The organism is Pseudoduganella lurida, from assembly GCF_007830455.1.
GTDB classification, from domain to species: Bacteria; Pseudomonadota; Gammaproteobacteria; order Burkholderiales; family Burkholderiaceae_D; genus Rugamonas; species Rugamonas lurida.
In genome coordinates, this window is sequence record NZ_VLLB01000001.1 from 1,403,963 (window position 1) to 1,419,001 (window position 15,039).

19 protein-coding genes are annotated in these 15,039 nt (G+C 65.8%); 8 read left to right on the forward strand and 11 right to left on the reverse strand.

All coding sequences use genetic code 11. The features are described from left to right. The first annotated feature begins 17 nt into the window (after positions 1-17). Both IP91_RS06070 and IP91_RS06075 read left to right on the forward strand, forming a co-directional pair. Positions 18-389, forward strand: a complete 372-nt coding sequence (locus tag IP91_RS06070) for a TraR/DksA family transcriptional regulator (RefSeq protein WP_145647817.1) — start codon at positions 18-20, stop codon at positions 387-389. An 80-nt stretch (positions 390-469) separates the two neighbouring features. Next, positions 470-1,384, forward strand: a complete 915-nt coding sequence (locus IP91_RS06075) for a universal stress protein (protein ID WP_145647818.1) — start codon at positions 470-472, stop codon at positions 1,382-1,384. A gap of 190 nt (positions 1,385-1,574) precedes the next feature. Here the strand turns inward: IP91_RS06075 and IP91_RS06080 are convergent, their stop codons facing one another. The 5 genes from IP91_RS06080 to IP91_RS06100 all read right to left on the reverse strand — a co-directional run bounded on the left by IP91_RS06080 (position 1,575) and on the right by IP91_RS06100 (position 5,625). After that, positions 1,575-1,928 carry a hypothetical protein gene (locus IP91_RS06080; RefSeq protein WP_145647819.1) on the reverse strand — a complete coding sequence of 118 codons (354 nt, stop codon included), beginning with the start codon at positions 1,926-1,928 and terminating at the stop codon, positions 1,575-1,577. 54 nt (positions 1,929-1,982) lie between these two features. Continuing rightward, the gene (locus IP91_RS06085; RefSeq protein ID WP_145647820.1) at positions 1,983-2,534 is read right to left on the reverse strand and encodes a glycine zipper domain-containing protein; all 552 of its coding nucleotides are present in this window, start codon (positions 2,532-2,534) and stop codon (positions 1,983-1,985) included. A 101-nt stretch (positions 2,535-2,635) separates the two neighbouring features. Next, positions 2,636-3,937: an ATP-binding protein gene (locus IP91_RS06090; protein ID WP_145647821.1), complete on the reverse strand. Its 1,302-nt coding sequence runs from the start codon at positions 3,935-3,937 to the stop codon at positions 2,636-2,638. Next, positions 3,937-4,866 (reverse strand): M90 family metallopeptidase, encoded by a 930-nt coding sequence (locus IP91_RS06095; protein WP_145647822.1) that lies wholly within the window; start codon positions 4,864-4,866, stop codon positions 3,937-3,939. Before IP91_RS06095 ends, IP91_RS06090 begins: the two co-directional genes overlap by 1 nt. Positions 4,867-5,049: 183 nt before the next feature. Next, complete coding sequence (locus IP91_RS06100; protein ID WP_145648050.1) at positions 5,050-5,625, reverse strand: winged helix-turn-helix domain-containing protein; 576 nt, start codon at positions 5,623-5,625, stop codon at positions 5,050-5,052. Between the two features lie 364 nt (positions 5,626-5,989). Here IP91_RS06100 and IP91_RS25960 point away from each other — a divergent pair, with 364 nt between their 5' ends. The 3 genes from IP91_RS25960 (at position 5,990) to IP91_RS06115 (ending at position 8,745) form a co-directional block, all read left to right on the forward strand. Further along, on the forward strand, positions 5,990-6,340 hold the full coding sequence (locus IP91_RS25960) for a collagen-like protein (RefSeq protein WP_158643095.1): 351 nt from the start codon (positions 5,990-5,992) through the stop codon (positions 6,338-6,340). Between the two features lie 371 nt (positions 6,341-6,711). Further along, positions 6,712-7,752, forward strand: a complete 1,041-nt coding sequence (locus IP91_RS06110) for an OmpA family protein (RefSeq protein ID WP_145647824.1) — start codon at positions 6,712-6,714, stop codon at positions 7,750-7,752. Positions 7,753-7,839: 87 nt separating this feature from the next. Further along, a complete protein-coding gene (locus tag IP91_RS06115; protein WP_145647825.1) occupies positions 7,840-8,745 on the forward strand; it encodes a YihY/virulence factor BrkB family protein in 906 nt (301 codons plus the stop codon). Between the two features lie 423 nt (positions 8,746-9,168). Here the strand turns inward: IP91_RS06115 and IP91_RS06120 are convergent, their stop codons facing one another. The 3 genes from IP91_RS06120 to IP91_RS06130 all read right to left on the reverse strand — a co-directional run bounded on the left by IP91_RS06120 (position 9,169) and on the right by IP91_RS06130 (position 11,387). Further along, positions 9,169-10,410: an AI-2E family transporter gene (locus IP91_RS06120; protein WP_145647826.1), complete on the reverse strand. Its 1,242-nt coding sequence runs from the start codon at positions 10,408-10,410 to the stop codon at positions 9,169-9,171. A 52-nt stretch (positions 10,411-10,462) separates the two neighbouring features. Further along, positions 10,463-10,777, reverse strand: a complete 315-nt coding sequence (locus tag IP91_RS06125; RefSeq protein WP_145647827.1) for a BON domain-containing protein — start codon at positions 10,775-10,777, stop codon at positions 10,463-10,465. A 67-nt stretch (positions 10,778-10,844) separates the two neighbouring features. Beyond that, on the reverse strand, positions 10,845-11,387 hold the full coding sequence (locus IP91_RS06130; RefSeq protein WP_229473912.1) for a hypothetical protein: 543 nt from the start codon (positions 11,385-11,387) through the stop codon (positions 10,845-10,847). Between the two features lie 225 nt (positions 11,388-11,612). On the opposite strand from IP91_RS06130, the gene IP91_RS06135 reads away from it, so the two are divergent. From IP91_RS06135 to IP91_RS06145, 3 genes are all read left to right on the forward strand, one after another. Then, entirely contained in the window at positions 11,613-12,056 is a 444-nt protein-coding gene (locus IP91_RS06135; protein WP_145647828.1) for an outer membrane lipoprotein, read from the forward strand. A gap of 87 nt (positions 12,057-12,143) precedes the next feature. Then, positions 12,144-12,296: a DUF3309 domain-containing protein gene (locus IP91_RS06140; RefSeq protein WP_145647829.1), complete on the forward strand. Its 153-nt coding sequence runs from the start codon at positions 12,144-12,146 to the stop codon at positions 12,294-12,296. 48 nt (positions 12,297-12,344) lie between these two features. After that, complete coding sequence (locus IP91_RS06145; RefSeq protein ID WP_145647830.1) at positions 12,345-12,701, forward strand: hypothetical protein; 357 nt, start codon at positions 12,345-12,347, stop codon at positions 12,699-12,701. Positions 12,702-12,725: 24 nt separating this feature from the next. On the opposite strand, the gene IP91_RS06150 is transcribed toward IP91_RS06145, so the two are convergent. From IP91_RS06150 to IP91_RS06160, 3 genes are all read right to left on the reverse strand, one after another. After that, positions 12,726-13,904, reverse strand: coding sequence for a patatin-like phospholipase family protein (locus IP91_RS06150; protein WP_229473914.1), 1,179 nt, complete (start codon positions 13,902-13,904; stop codon positions 12,726-12,728). A 311-nt stretch (positions 13,905-14,215) separates the two neighbouring features. Further along, the gene (locus tag IP91_RS06155; protein ID WP_145647831.1) at positions 14,216-14,644 is read right to left on the reverse strand and encodes a hypothetical protein; all 429 of its coding nucleotides are present in this window, start codon (positions 14,642-14,644) and stop codon (positions 14,216-14,218) included. A gap of 10 nt (positions 14,645-14,654) precedes the next feature. Continuing rightward, positions 14,655-15,035, reverse strand: a complete 381-nt coding sequence (locus IP91_RS06160; protein WP_145647832.1) for a phage holin family protein — start codon at positions 15,033-15,035, stop codon at positions 14,655-14,657. Positions 15,036-15,039 lie beyond the last annotated feature (4 nt).

Sequence of the window (15,039 nt, forward strand, 5' to 3'; positions counted from 1 at the left end):
CGGCATACAATGGCGCCATGAACTCCCTGACGCAGGACCAGCTCGCGGCGCTGCAGGCGGCGCTGCAGCAGCGCGAGGCCACGCTGCTGCGCGGGCTTGCGGACCGCGGCAACGGCGAGTCCGGCCGTACGCCGGCCGTGGAGGAAGTGGAAACCTCGCCGGCCGACAGCGCCAGCAACCGCACGCTGAACCAGCTGGAAGCGGAGGCGGAAGGCCATCGCCAGGCGCAGCTGTCGGCGGTGCGCCATGCGCTGGCCCGCTTCGACAGCGGCGACTACGGCGCCTGCGAGAACTGCGGCGAGCCGATCGGCTTTTCGCGCCTCGAAGCGCGGCCGGAAGCGCGCCTGTGCATCGCCTGCCAGACGCGCATGGAGGGCGCCCGGCGCTGAGCCCCGTCGCTGGCGCTCATCGACAGCCGCAGCGTCAACCCGTGCACGGCACCGGCGTTTCGGCGACCTATAATGCTTTCATGGCCTACAAGACAATCCTTGTCCACCTCGACGAAACACCGCACAACGGCGCGCGCGTGCTGCTCGCTGCCGAGCTGGCGCTGCAGCATGGCGCGCACGTGATCGGCGTGGCATTCACCGGTGTCTCCCGCTTCCTGTACCAGAACGAGATGGTGGACGACCACGATCCCAACTTCGCCGTGCACCTGGAAGTGCTGCGCGAACGGGCGCGCCGGGCACTCGCCAACTTCGCGCCGCAGTTGCAGGCGCTGGGCGTGCATTCCTTCGAGGAGCGCGTGCTGGACGACGAACCGGGCGCCGGCCTGGCGCTGGTGGCGCGCCATGCGGACCTGGCGATCGTGGGCCAGGCGCTGCCCGGCCACGACGGTGGCGGTGCGCCGCCCGCCGCCTTTCCGGCCGAACTGCTGACCGAATCCGGCTGCCCCGTGCTGGTGGTGCCGCACACGGCGCGGCTGCGCGGCGCGATCGCCGTGGACACGGCAGGCGTGGCCAGTCCGGGGGCACCGGCGCCGGGCCGCCATGCACTGATCGCCTGGAGCGCCAGCAAGGAATCGTCGCGCGCGGTGCGCGAGGCGCTGCCGCTGCTGGCCGGCGCGGACCGGATCACGGTGGCCATCGTGGATGCCGACCTGCGGCCCGCCCTGTTCGGCGAACGGCCCGGCGACGACGTGGTGGCGTGGCTGGCGCGGCATGGCATCGCCGCCCGGGTGGTGCTGGCGCAGACGCCCCGCACGGGCCTGCTGAAACGGCCGGGGGACGTGGGCGAAACGCTGCTGATGGTGGCCGGCGAACACGGCTGCGACCTGCTGGTGCTGGGCGCCTATGGCCACTCGCGCCTGCGCGAAACGCTGCTGGGCGGGGTGACCCGCACGGTGCTCGAATCGATGCTCGTGCCGGTGTTCATGGCGCACTGAGCTCCGCGCGGACGCTGCAGCTTGACTGGGGGGCTCCCCTGCCCTGCCGATACGGCAAAGCCTGCACCGCCCGCTTTATGCCCCGGCCTTACTGCCTGCATTCACTGCCCGGCTGCACTGCCCGGCTTCACTGCGCGGCTTCACTGCGCGGCTTTAAGCGAGACGCACTGCACGTCTTCACTACACGTCCTCACTGCCACGCTTGCTCGCGGATCCGCGCCACCTGCCGCCCTGCCAGCCATTTCCACAGCTGCAGCGCCGCTTCCTTGTCGCAGGACATGCGGCGCGGGTCGGCCAGCGCCAGCTCGCAGTCGCGGTCCGACCATTCCTCGAAGCGCACGGCGCCGCCGCGGCCCACTTCCATCTCGTACATCAGGCCATCGTCATAGCCGAAGCGCAGCACGGCGGACGGCGGGGAACCGTCCGGCGCGTCCGCCACGTCGTCCTCGTACAGTTCGGACAGCACCGCGGCCAGCTGCGCCTCGGTCGGTCCCTGCACGTCGCGGCCATCGCGGCCCGTCAGTACCACCCATGCATGCGTCATGCCACTCTCCCGTACCGCCACGCCGGCGGGATGCCGGCTGTCCTGCAACGCCCGTCAGGCCACCAGTTGCGGCAGCGACAGCGGATCGAAATCGGTCCAGTCGCCCGCCGTGATGGTGCCCTCGGCACGTTCGATGTGGTGGGCGCCCAGGCCGCGCAGCAGCTCGACCGCGCGCGCCTCGTCGCCATCGGGCAGCGCCACGGCGATCATCATGCCGCTCTTGCGCGGCGGGATGACGTTCTCGCCGCCCTGCTCCGGCTCGCCCTTGTCCTTCATTTCCGAAAAGCTGTACAGCGAGCCGACGTGGGCGCCGACCAGGCCGCCGACGATCGGCCCGGCGGGCCCCGTCAATGGCGCAGTGGCCGCACCGATCGCGGCGCCCACCGCCCCGCCGGTGGCCACGCCTTTCGCGAGCCCCTCCGGGGTGTCCTTGGCGCCGGGCGACAGCAGTCGGTCGCCGCCCAGCTCATGGGCATCGTGCTGGCCCGGCTGGTTGACGAAGAAAGCGCTGATGCGCTCGTTGGGGAATCCGGCGTCGAGCAGGGCCTGGCGTGCGCCATCGATCTCCTGCTGCAGCTGGAAGTGGCCGGCAATGATGGTGGTCATGGGTATTCTCCTGCTCGTAGGATGCCGCCAGCTTGCCCCGGCCGGGTCATGCCTTCCGTTCGCTGCCGCACATTGCCATGCGCATGCCTCCTGGTGCCACCTCACGCCACCTCGTCGTCCTCCTTCACTGGCGGTGGATGCAGCGGCAGCCAGACGGTGAACGCGGTGCCGCGGCCGGGATCCGAGCGCACCTCGATGCGGCCGCCGTGGCGGTGCACGATGCCGTACGACAGGGACAGGCCCAGCCCGGTGCCGCTGCCGACCGGCTTGGTGGTGAAGAACGGCTCGAAGATGCGCGTCAGGTGTTCCGGCGCGATGCCGGCGCCGTTGTCGGCGATCTCCACCCACACCCAGCCTTCCTGCGCGCCGGTGCGGATGCGGATCGTGCCCCGCCCGGCAATGGCCTGGCCGGCATTGATGAGCAGGTTCATGAACACCTGGTTCAGCTGCGACGCGCGGCATTCGACCAGCGGCAGATGACCGTATTCCTTGATGACGGTGACCTTGTACTTCAGTTCATTGGCGACGATGTTCAGCGTGCTGTCCAGGCCACGGTGCAGGTCGGCCAGCTGCCACTCGGTTTCGCCCACGTGCGAGAATTCCTTCAGCGACTGGACGATTTCCTTCACGCGGCGCAGCCCGTCGATCGATTCGCGTACCAGCGCCGTCACGTCGCCGCGCACGAACTCCAGGTCGGCCGCGGCACGCACCGGCGTCATGCGCGCCTGCAGCGCCGGGTGGTCGGCGATGGTGCCGTCATAGCTGTCGATCACGCGCAGCAGCGTGTCCACGTAGGCCTGCAGCGACCCCATGTTCGAATTGACGAAGCCGATCGGGTTGTTGATCTCATGGGCGATGCCGGCCGCCAGCTGGCCGATCGAGGCCATCTTCTCGGCCTGCAGCAGCTGTTCGTGCGCCGTGCGCAGCTTGCCGATCAGCCGCTGCTGCTCGGCGCCCCTGGCCTGCAGCGTTTCTTCCATGCGCTTGCGGTCGGTGATGTCCGTCAGCGCGCCGATCACTTCCAGCGGCCGGCCGGCATCGTCGCGCACCAGGCGCAGCGAATCGTGCATCCACAGGTAATCGCCGCTGGCCGCGCGGAAGCGGTATTCGTACACCTGTCGGCCTTCGGTGAACACCTTGGCCAGGCTGGCGACGACACGCGGCACGTCATCCGGATGGATGTGATCGAACCAGAAGTTGGGATCGGCCAGCATGTCGTCCGGCCGGTAGCCCAGCACATTGAAGGCGTTGTTGCTGACGAAGGTCATCTTGAAGTCGCCGCTCGGCACGGTGCAGTAGATCAGCGCCGGCGTGTTGTCGAGCAAATACTGCAGGCGGTCCGGCGCCGCACCGGGGCGGGGAACGGGAACCGCGTCGAATTCCTCGAACTCCCCGAATGCCATTACCACTGGGCCCAGGCAAAGGACCGGGTGCCGGGTGCCGCAACGACGGGTTCCGCCAGGGGCGCCGGTTCGCGTTCGGGTTCGTCGATCCAGCCGCGCGGGTCGACCCGGTAATACTTCGCCAGCTCGCCGAACAGGGCCGGGTGGCGTTCGGCCAGCTGCCACGGCTTGCCGTAGAAGGTTTCGGTGGCAACGGCAAAGAATTCGGCCGGGCTGGTGGCGCCGTAATGATCGAGCACGCTGTCCTGGCTGCCCATCCAGGCCGCGCGGCGCAGGTGGGCATAGTCCCGCGACAGCACGGTGGACCAGTTGCGGTAGCTTTCCTGACTGCCCAGGTAGGGCGCGCCATTGGTGTGGCCCGATTCGCTGTCGAGCTGGTGCGCGAATTCGTGCAGCACCACGTTGTGGCCGTCCCATGTGAGGCCGCCGCGCGCGGCATCGTCCCAGGACAGCACCACGCGGCCGTCTTCCCACGATTCGCCCAGCATCGTCTGGCGGAAGTCCGTGATCACGCCGCCCGGCCCGACATCCTTGCGGGCGGCAGCGAAGGCGCCGGGGTACAGCAGGATGGTGCGCAGCGACGGATAGACTCTGGCGGAGCGGTTCAGCAGCAGCAGGCAGGCCTGGCCGGCGATGGCCACGCGCATCTCGTCCGTTACGTCGAGCCCGGCGCAGCCCACGAACTTCTTGCGATGCAGAAATTCGATGACGAGGCGCTGCAGCTGCGCCTTCTGCGCTGCTTCGAGGCGGTCGTAGACCGGCACATAGTGGCGCAGCGTGACGATTGCCGAAGGCGGCAGGCCGCGCGACAGTGCGCGGCGCAGCGTCCAGCGCGGATACCAGATGGGAATGGCAATGGCGGCACCGACAACAAGCCAGAGGGCTGCCAGCGGGGCCAGGGGAGTAAGGGCTGCGACTGCTGCTTCCATTTTGCCGTCCATAACAGAACACGTCCGCCACAGATGGGGAGCGTTGCCGCTAATTCAACAAGCCAGGGCACGCCGTCGATGGCATGCCGGCAGTCGAACGCGGAACCCAAGCCGGCACTCCCATATTAGAACGGAAAAAAGCCGGCATGCCGGCTTTTTTCGGGTACCGCGACGGCCTGCCGGTTACGGATTGGCCTTCTGCAGAGACTGTGGCGCGCCGAACAGGGCAGCCACCAGCGGATCGCGGGTCACCGGGCCGCGGTTCACGCGGATGGCGTAATGCGTGTCGTCCGCCAGGATATGGAAGTGGCGGCCGCTGCCGGCCATGCTCTGCTCGCGCAGGCTCGGGCGTTCCTTGCGCGGTGGCGTGCCTTCGCGCTTCGGCTGGGCGATGGCGGCCAGGAAGGCCTGCACGCGCTCGGCATCCGGCGTCAGGCGGTAGACGGCTTTACCCAGGTAGGTGGCGGTGCCTTCGATATAGCGGGCCAGTTCGATCACGCCGGCTTCGCGCAGGTCGCGGATGTATTTGCGGGCGCCGGACGGCGAGAATTTCAGGAACCAGGCGATTTCATCGGCCAGCATTTCATGCTGCTGCAGCTCGCCGATCAGCTTCTGCATGTTTTCGATGCGGCGCAGCGTGGCGGAGGTCGACCGCACGCGCTCGATCGGCGCCAGCGACAATGCCTTGCGCTCGGTTCCCGGACCCGGGCGTTCCACCAGCGCCAGGCGTGGTTTCGCGGCAGCAGGCTGGGACGACATCACTTCGCTGTTCGGCAGGTCGTGGGATTCGCGGATGGCATGCATTTGAACACTCCTTATAACGGTAACCGGATGCGCATTGCCGTGACACTGCGCCTGTTAATTCATTCATTGGGGTCCAGAGTGCCGTTATCAGTCGTGCAAGTCTGTGCGGCAACGAACACAAATCGCTTTAATGGAAAAAGCGACCCGCGAATTAATATCCGGGCAGGCCTTGTAGGAGGTTCGACAAGCAATATAGCAAAAAATGCCATGACGGGTGGTTCGTGCGGTGCCGTACAGAACGCACCCCCTCCCTGCGCCACACTGGCGCCAGGCTCATCGAGATACATTTCCGATATCCCCACCTAACCGAGGACACACCATGAAATATTCCATTCTGCTGGCCGCCGTGACTGCTGTCGCCCTGTCTGCTTGCAGCAAGTCCGAAACCACCACGCCAACCCCGGCCGAAACGACCACCCCGGCCGTCACCGCCCCGGCCGAGCCGGTTGCACCGGCAGCCACGCCGACCCCGGCCGCTGGCACGACCACCCCGGGTGATACGGCCACTACGCCGGGCGGCGTGACGGGTGCTTCCGGTGCAACCTCCGGTGCCACGGGCACCGCCGGCACTACCGGTGCAGCCGACGCCACGGGTACCACCGGTGTTGCGGCCGATGGCGCCAATACGCCGGCGACCGGCTCGAACGGCAGCACCCCGACGCAGAAATAATGTAACAAGACGTTTCTCCACCGTTCCGGGCATATGCCGCTTTATAAAACACGGGAACGGTGGAGAGGCGCATGAATCCTGGCGTGCCCATCCAGCACGCCGTTTTTTTGTGACGAAGTTAACGTTGGACTTTTGCTACAAGTTTTTTGTTCCTGTGGTAACTTCACAACACATTTGATCTAGCGCAAAGTTATTGTGCGGTAGCGCACCGAAGATAAGGCGCTCTGCACCATAAACTTGATTCAACAGCAATGCAAAGGCTGCAATTGAAAGAAGAGCGACAACCATGAGCCCTGCTCATACCGGAGCCACTTCTCTCAATATTGCTGTGCAGCATTTTTTTCTACATTCAACGCATCAGGAGTCATTCTGTGAATAACAAATCCAAGAACATCGCAATTGCCGCAGCTCTGCTGTGCGCCTCGATCACCGCCTCGGCACAAGAGACCGTGATCAACCCGAACTGGTACATCCAGGGCGTCGGTACGGTCATGAAGCCAGGTTCCGACTGGGCGACCGACAAGACCGGCTACGGCGGTGGCGTGAAGTTCGGCAAGCCGCTGAACGACAACTGGGATATCCAGATGGGCTACACGTATGCCCGTTCGAAAGAAAACAGCATTCGCTACCAGCAGGAAACGCTGGGCGTGGACTTCCTGTACCTGTTCTCGCGCAAGACGTTCCGTCCGTTCGTGCTGGTCGGCCTGGGTGCCGAGCGCGACAAGGAAAACCGTTTCCGCAGCCTGGCCGAACCGCACCGCACCTCGCCGTACATCACGGCCGGCCTGGGCTTCCAGTCCGTCATCAACGATCGCTGGTCCTTCCAGGCCGATCTGCGTGAAGTGTATGGCTTCATCGGCGACGACGACTTCAACCACGACCGTTCGAAGAATGCCGTCCTGAACATCGGCTTCAACTACGCGTTCGGCCCAACCCCGACGCCAGCTGCCCCACCGGCACCGGCACCAGTCGCCGCTCCGGTCGAGCCGCCAGCACCGGTCGCTCCGCCACCACCACCACCGCCAGCACGTTTCGAAAAAGTGACGATGTCGGCAACGGAACTGTTCGAATTCAACAGCGCCAAGCTGCAGGGTTCGCAGCCGAAGCTGGATGACGTGGCACGCGTGCTGAACGAGAACCAGAGCCTGACCGGCATCACGATCACCGGCTACACCGACCGCATCGGTTCGGACCAGTACAACCAGAAGCTGTCGGAGCGTCGTGCTGCCGCCGCCAAGGAATACCTGGTTTCGAAAGGCGTTGCCGCCGACCGTCTGACGACGCAGGGCAAGGGCGAAGCCGATCCGATCGTCGAGTGCAACGACAAGAAGCGCGCCGACCTGATCAAGTGCCTGGAACCGAACCGCCGCGTGGAAGTCGAGCAGATCACGATCGAACGCCGCGTGAACTAATACCGCTCACGGAAAAGCAGCCTGCTGCTTTTCCCGGGTGGACCAAAAAGGGGCCTCGGCCCCTTTTTGCATAGGGGGAGTAAATTAATGAATTTCAGAAAGTTTCAGCACATCGCGAAGAAGGTGCCGAACCTGATGTACTGCGCGGTGATGGAATGGTTCGACCACCGCGGCAGCAGCAAGGGTGCGGCCCTGGCGTACTACACGCTGTTTTCGCTGGCACCGATCCTGGTGCTGGTCATCGCCATCGCCGGGATTTTCTATGGCAAGGAAGCCGCCCAGGGCGAACTGTTCACGCAGCTGCGCGGCATGGTGGGCGCCCAGGGCGCCGAAGCGATCCAGCTGATCCTGGCCGGCGCGCACAACGAGGAAGAAGGCAAGATCGCCACGATCATCGCCGGCGCCCTGCTGCTGTTCGGCGCCACCAGCGTGTTCGCGGAACTGAAGGCCAGCCTGGACGAGATCTGGCAGTTGCCGCCCATCACGGGCAACACGATCTGGGACACGATCCGCACCCGCCTGCTGTCGTTCGGCATGGTGCTGGCGCTGGGCTTCCTGCTGATGACGTCGCTGGTGGTCAGCGCGGCCCTCGAGATTTTCCAGCGCTTCTGGAACAACCTGCTGCCGGGCGGGACCTTCGTCGTCACGGTGCTGAACCATGCGATCAGCTTCGTGGTCATCGCCGTCATGTTCGGCGTGATCTACAAGATGCTGCCGCGCATCCGGCTGGCGTGGCGCGACGTCGTCATCGGCGCCATCGGCACGGCCGTACTGTTCATGATCGGCAAGTTCGGCATTGGCGCCTATATCGGCAACAGTGGCGTGGCCAGCAGCTTCGGGGCCGCCGGGTCCACCATCGCCCTGCTGGTATGGGTGTACTACTCGGCGCAGATCTTCTTCCTCGGCGCGGAATTCGCGCGGCAGTACGCGCTGCAGATCGGCAGCCTGAAGCACCATCCGCGCGACGAGCACGGCAATCTGAAGATGAAGTAAGCGTTACGGCAGAGTCAGTGTCCGTTTCGGGAGTGGAGCGGGGATTTCACGGAGTCTGCTCCGCGCCCGCGCTGCGGTGTGGCCTTGGGAGGCCATACCGCTCTCCCAATCTGGACCAGGCCTCATCTGCATCGGGGTTTTAATGCCGAGCCCGTGTCCGCTTTTGGGGGTGGAGCGGGGGTTTCACGGAGTCTGCTCCGCGCCCGCGCAACGGTGTGGCCTTGCAAGGCCACACTCCTCCTGAGCCCGAGGTGGACACGGGCTCATCGTCTGTGACGTGGATGGGGCGCCGCTGGCGAGTGGCGCAACGGCTGGTGCCAGGCACCGCAGCGTATGCCGCCGATGCAGCATATCGCTGGCGGTGCCGGACCTCGTGCGGAGCAGCCGCGGGCCATGCAGGTCCGCGGCACAGCGGCACAACCCCTACTCTCCCAGCAGCTCGGCGACGACTTCCATGCCCTCGACGCGCTCGGCGACGACCTTGACGATCACGATCACGGGCACGCCAAGCAGCAGTCCCCACACGCCCCACAGCCAGCCCCAGAACAGCAGGCTGACGAAGACGGCGGAAGCGTTCATGCGGGCGATGCGGCCCGTCATCCAGGTGGTGACGAAGGTGCCGACCAGCGTGGCGATGCCCAGCGAGGCCGCGGCGACCAGCAGCACCATCTGCAGCGATTCGAACTGCAGGAAGGCGACGAGGCCGGTGGCGCTGGTGATCAGCAGCGGGCCGAAGTACGGCATGATGTGCAGCAGCCCGGCGACGATGGCCCAGGCGCCGGCGTTCTCCAGCCCGATGGCGCGCAGCGCGATCCACATCAGCAGTCCCAGCAGCACGTTCGTCACCAGCAGCATGAACATGTAGGCCTGGATCGACGTATTGATGTCCTCCAGGATGTGCACGGTGATTTTCTTCTTGGTCAGCGACGGCCCGGTGAGCTTCACCAGCTTGCGCTTGAACGTGTCGCCGGAGAGCAGCAGGAAGAACACCAGGAAGATCACCATGGTGCCCTGGCTGAGGAAGCCCATCAGGCCACGCGCGCTCACCCACACCCAGTCCATCACGCGGATCGGCGTGCCGGTGGTGGCCGTGGCGGCGGCGGCTTCCTGCTGGCGCTTGGCGGCGCGGCGCGCGCTGCTGCCCGCGGTGGCCTGCTCGATCTCGGTGGCCACGGCCTGGATGCGCGAAATGGCGCTCGTGCTGGAGCCCGTCGTGGAAGCGACCAGGCGGGATAGCTTGTGCGTGATCGTCGGCAGTTCCGCGACGATGTTCTGGAACTCGCCATGCACCTTGTCGATCATGACGGCCGAGCCGCCCAGGATCGCGGCCGTGACGAGCGTGGCACCGATCGCGCGCTTGATGCGCAGGCGTTCGAGCCAGTTGACCAGGGGGTTGAGTGTATAGGCGAGAAAGATCCCCAGCAGCAGGGGGACGAGGAAATTGCGCGCCCATTGCAGGGCAAACAGGAAAGCAACGGTAGCGATGATGCCCAGTGCGAGACCGCGCGCATTCACATGCACGGGCAACTGCAGCTTGCTGGCGTGTTCGAGGCCGTCCGCGCGTGGCGGTTCGGCGTGCAGGGCGGACGGCGTGTCGGCCCCGGGGTCATGCCTGGGCGCGGCCGGCAGGGCCGCGGCCGTAGGGAGGGTACGTGGATGGTCCATGCACGCAGCACGGCCGGGTACCGCCCGATGGGCGGCCCCGGCCGCGTCCCGATTACTTGACGCGGATGTCGTTCTTCACGGACTTCACACCCTTCACGCCGCGGGCGATTTCACCGGCTTTGGTGATGTCGCCAGGCTGGGCCACGAAACCGGACAGCTGCACGGTGCCCTTGAACGTTTCAACGTTGATTTCGGTGGTCTTCAGGGTTGGTTCGTTGAAGATCGAAGCCTTGACCTTGGTGGTCAGGACTGCGTCATCGACGTATTCGCCGGTGCCTTCTTTCGTGGAGCTGCCTGCGCAGCCGACCACGGAGAACACGGTGGCGGCGGTGAACACGACGGTGGCGATTTTCTGAGCGATTTTCATGGTGATTCTCCTTCTTCGTTGGTCAAAATTGCCCGGGAACGAGCTGGGGGTCCATCGGCCATTAACACTAATAGCCGTACTGGGATTTCGCAGCCGCGACACACTGGTCTCTGGCTGTGCCGGCCAGGGCGTCGCATTTTTCCGCGGCCACCTTGTACTCGGCGATTCGTTTATCTTCTCGCGCATCGCTGCGCGCCTCGATGACTTTCTTGTCGGCCTTCGCATCGGCCAGGGCCGCGGTGCGGGTGGCCTTGGCGCGCTCCACGCACACATCGTGCTCGTTGCCCGTAAAGGCGCCGCAGCGCGTGCGGTCCAGCGCGAAATCCGCGTTCGCGATGTCGATGCGCGCCTTCGTGTAGGCCCGCAGCGTATTGCGGTACTGCGCCGTCGCATCCGCCTCGGCCCGCACGCGGGCCGCCTTGGCTTGTGCAACGCACACGTCCTTCGGATTACCGACCACGCTGTCGCATTTTTCAAGCGCCGCCTTGTAGCTGGCGGCCGCGGCCGACTTCGTATTCTTGTAAAGCGTTTTCGCTTCCGGTGTCGCCGCATATCCCACGCTGCAGGCAGTGGCGGCGCACAGCAGCAGCGCTCCGATCTTCGCCTTCATGTGCCGAGGACTCCGTGCTGTTGTTCGATGATGAGAGTGTCAGCGAAACGCGGCATTCATTCTGTACGCTGGCGAACATACACTGACACATTTGCAACAGAGATTTACAGCAACGGATTTAATGCAACATGGCCTTGACGAACCCGACCGGACAGTGTTCGGCATCGCACAGACCCCCCTTTCGTGCGGACCTATTCTGAACTCACATTCTTCAGGAGGACTCACATGAAAACGAACCACGCCCTTGGCGCCGCGCTGGTCGCCGTCTCGCTTCTTACCGCAGGCTGCGCCAGCAACACGCCCGTTGCAACCAACTATTCCACCCAGGCCGACGCAGCGACGTACGGCACCATTGAAAACATCCAGGTGGTGCGGGTCGATCCCGCCACCAGCGGTGCCGGCGCCGTCGCGGGCGGCCTGGTCGGCGCGCTGGTCGGCAACCAGATCGGCTCGGGCAGCGGCCGCGCCGTGGCCACTGCCGCCGGTGCCATCGGTGGCGCCGTCGTGGGCAACCAGGTCGAATCGAACCGCAATGCACCGCATGACGTCTACCAGATCAGCGTGCGCCTCGACAACGGCGACTACCGCACGATCAACCAGGACAGCGCGTACGACCTGCGCCCCGGCAGCCGCGTGCGCATGGTCGACGGCCGCGTGTACCGCTACTGACCGATACGCTACTGAACGATTCACTCGTAACAACGGGCTCGCCGGCGGGCTCCCACAATTCCAATCAAACCACTACAAGGAGCTAACATGGGCACCATTCTCTTGATCATCCTCGTCCTCGTTCTGATCGGCGCGCTGCCGACCTGGCCGCACAGCCGCAGCTGGGGCTATGCACCCAGCGGCGTCGCCGGCCTGATCGTCGTCGTACTGCTGATCATGCTGTTGACGGGCCGGCTGTAAGCCACCGACGGGACGCCACGGCGTCCCTTTTCTTTGAAAGGAGCCAACATGAAACGACTCATCCTGGGCGCCGCGCTGGTTGGCCTGTGCGGCGTTGCCGCGGCGCAGAGCACGCCGCCGGCCGTGGTACAGCACCAGCAGGGCGAACTGGCGCGCGGCGAACCGGCACGCTGGCTGAAGGAAGATGGCGGCGCACAAGCGCAGATGGCCATCAAGCGCAAGGAGATCGGCGCCGCGCTGAACGAGGCGCTCAATGATTGCAGGAAGATGTCCGCCGGCGAGCGTGCCGGCTGCGTCAAGGAAGCCCGCGCCACCTATGCGCGCGACCTGGCGAACGTCAAGGAACTCGTCGCACAGTCGAACACGATGGGCGGCGTGCGCGAGACCGTCGTGCCGGTCCAGTAAGCGCCCCGCTTGCCGCCGGCTGCCTCATCCCACCGCGGCAGACGGCGGCAGGTCGCAGGCGGCCAGCGGGTTCGACGGCTCGCCCGCCCGTGGCGGCAGGTCGTGCACCACCAGCGGCGTGTCATCCGCCACGTGGCGCAGCCAGCCGGCCACGCCGATGGCGCGCAGCGCATCGGCGTGGCCCTGGTCCCAGCGCCAGGTGATCGACCCTTTCGAGAAATTGATATCCTTCATCGGCATGTGCCAGTCGTGGCCCGAGTACGGCAGGCGCACCACGTGCAGCGTGCTGCCGCAGCCGAGCGCATCGAGTTCGCGGGCACCCTGCGCGCTTTTCTCGTGGTCCGGCAATGCCGCGTACAGCTCGCGCAGCTTCAGCTGCATGCGCCGCGTGCTCTCGTAGTCCACCAGGTGGCGCCGCGAGCGCGAGGCGAACGTGACATCCTTCTGCCGCGTCGCCACCTCCTCCAGCGTACCCGGCTCCGGCCCTTCGGCGCTCCACAGGTCGACCATGAAGCACAGCGTGTCGGCCTGGCTGCCGTCGTCCAGCACGGTTTCCAGCGGCGTGTTCGAATACAGGCCGCCATCCCAGTACAGGTCGCCATCGATGCGCACCGGCGCCAGGCCGGGCGGCAGCGCGCCGCTGGCCCGCACGTGGTCGGCGCAGACATTGCCGTCGCGGCTGTCGAAGCTCACCAGGCTGCCGCAGCGCACGCGCAGCGCGTTCACCGTCAGCCGCATGCCTTCGGGGCTGTTCAGGTAATCGAAATCGACGAGCTCATCGAGCGTGGCGGCCAGATCGGCCGTGTCATAGAAACTGGCCTGTTCGGGCGGTACCGGCAGGCCCGCCGCGAAGGCATTGAACGGCCGCGGGCGGAAGAAGCCGGGCACGCCGCCGAACAGCGTGGCCATGGTCGACACGCGGATGTTCTGGCGGCGCTGGTCGTCACTCAGCCGGTTCGGATCGAATACATCGTGGTGCGCCACGCGGTCCCAGAACGCTTTCAGCCGCTGCAGCCGGTCTGCGTGCCGGTTGCCGGCCAGGAGCGCGCCATTGATGGCGCCGATCGACGTGCCCACCACCCAGTCCGGCGCCAGGCCATGTTCGTGCAGCGCCTGGTAGACGCCGGCCTGGTAGGCCCCCAGCGCCCCGCCGCCCTGCAGCACGAGGACGATGCGCAGGCCGTGCGGGTTCAGCGGATTCACGGGCGGAACGGTTGGGATCGTAGCGTCGGCCAAGGTGCCTCCTCTGGACAGGGAACGGCCATTGTAGCTCGCAAGGCGGGCTGCTGCTGCCAGCAAAGAAAAGCGGTGTCAGCAGCAGGTGTGGCAGCAGGTGCCTGACGCCATTCCCGCCACGCTATTCGATTTCAATTCCGACCCTCGTCGGGAATGGTGTCGGACACCGGTTCTTCGCTCGCCAGCCAGCCAGCCGTACATCGTCATTCGACAGGTGCCGGTGACAGCGCAAAAAAAAACGCCGCATGAAGCGGCGTTTCGATGATGCTGATGGCGCCTTACAGGCTGCCGCTTTGCTTGCGCTTGTAGACCCACGCGCCCACGGCGGCGGCGATCACGCCCACGCCGATGGCCGGCTTGACCAGGTGGCGGCGCGAGATGTACGAGCCGATCGACAGCGCGATCGGCATCAGCCGCTTGTAGTTGGCCAGCAGCGTACCGATGCCGATGCTGGCACCGGCGCCGGCGGCAGCACTGCCGCCACCGCCACTGCCACCGCCCGTGAAGCTGCCGAGCAGGCCGGCCACGCGGGTCTGCACCGCGCCGACGGCCATGTCGACCGCGCCATGCAGCAGCACGTCGGGGTGCAGGTTCTGCGCCACCTGGTGCTTGGCGTGCTGCACGCTGTAGCGATACAGCTCGCCTTCCTTGATCAGCCGGGCCTTGGTGGCCTTCAGCGTGGCCTTGCGTTCTTCCTTGTCGCTCATCGCATCCCTTTCACAGCAACATGTCGCGGTCGGCTTTCAGTTCGGCCATCGTTGCCGGCAATGCCAGCAGGCCGCGCCTGATCTGCTTCAGGATCGTCATCACCAGCGCGACGGCAACCACCACGAAGACCACCGCGAGGATCAGCAGAATCTTCCAGCCCAGTTCTTCCCAGACGAGGAAGACCAGCGTCGCGGTGCCGAAGGCGATCGCGAACCACGCGGCCAGCACTGCCAGTGCGAACAGCACCAGCAGGTGGACCAGGTGGTCACGGACTTCCGACAGCTCCGCAGCGGCCAGCTCGACCCGCGTCAGCACGAGTCGCAGGCTGTTCTTGGCAACCCCGGCCAGGGAACCGATCAGGCCGGGTTGCTGTGCATCGGAGCGCTCCATGTCG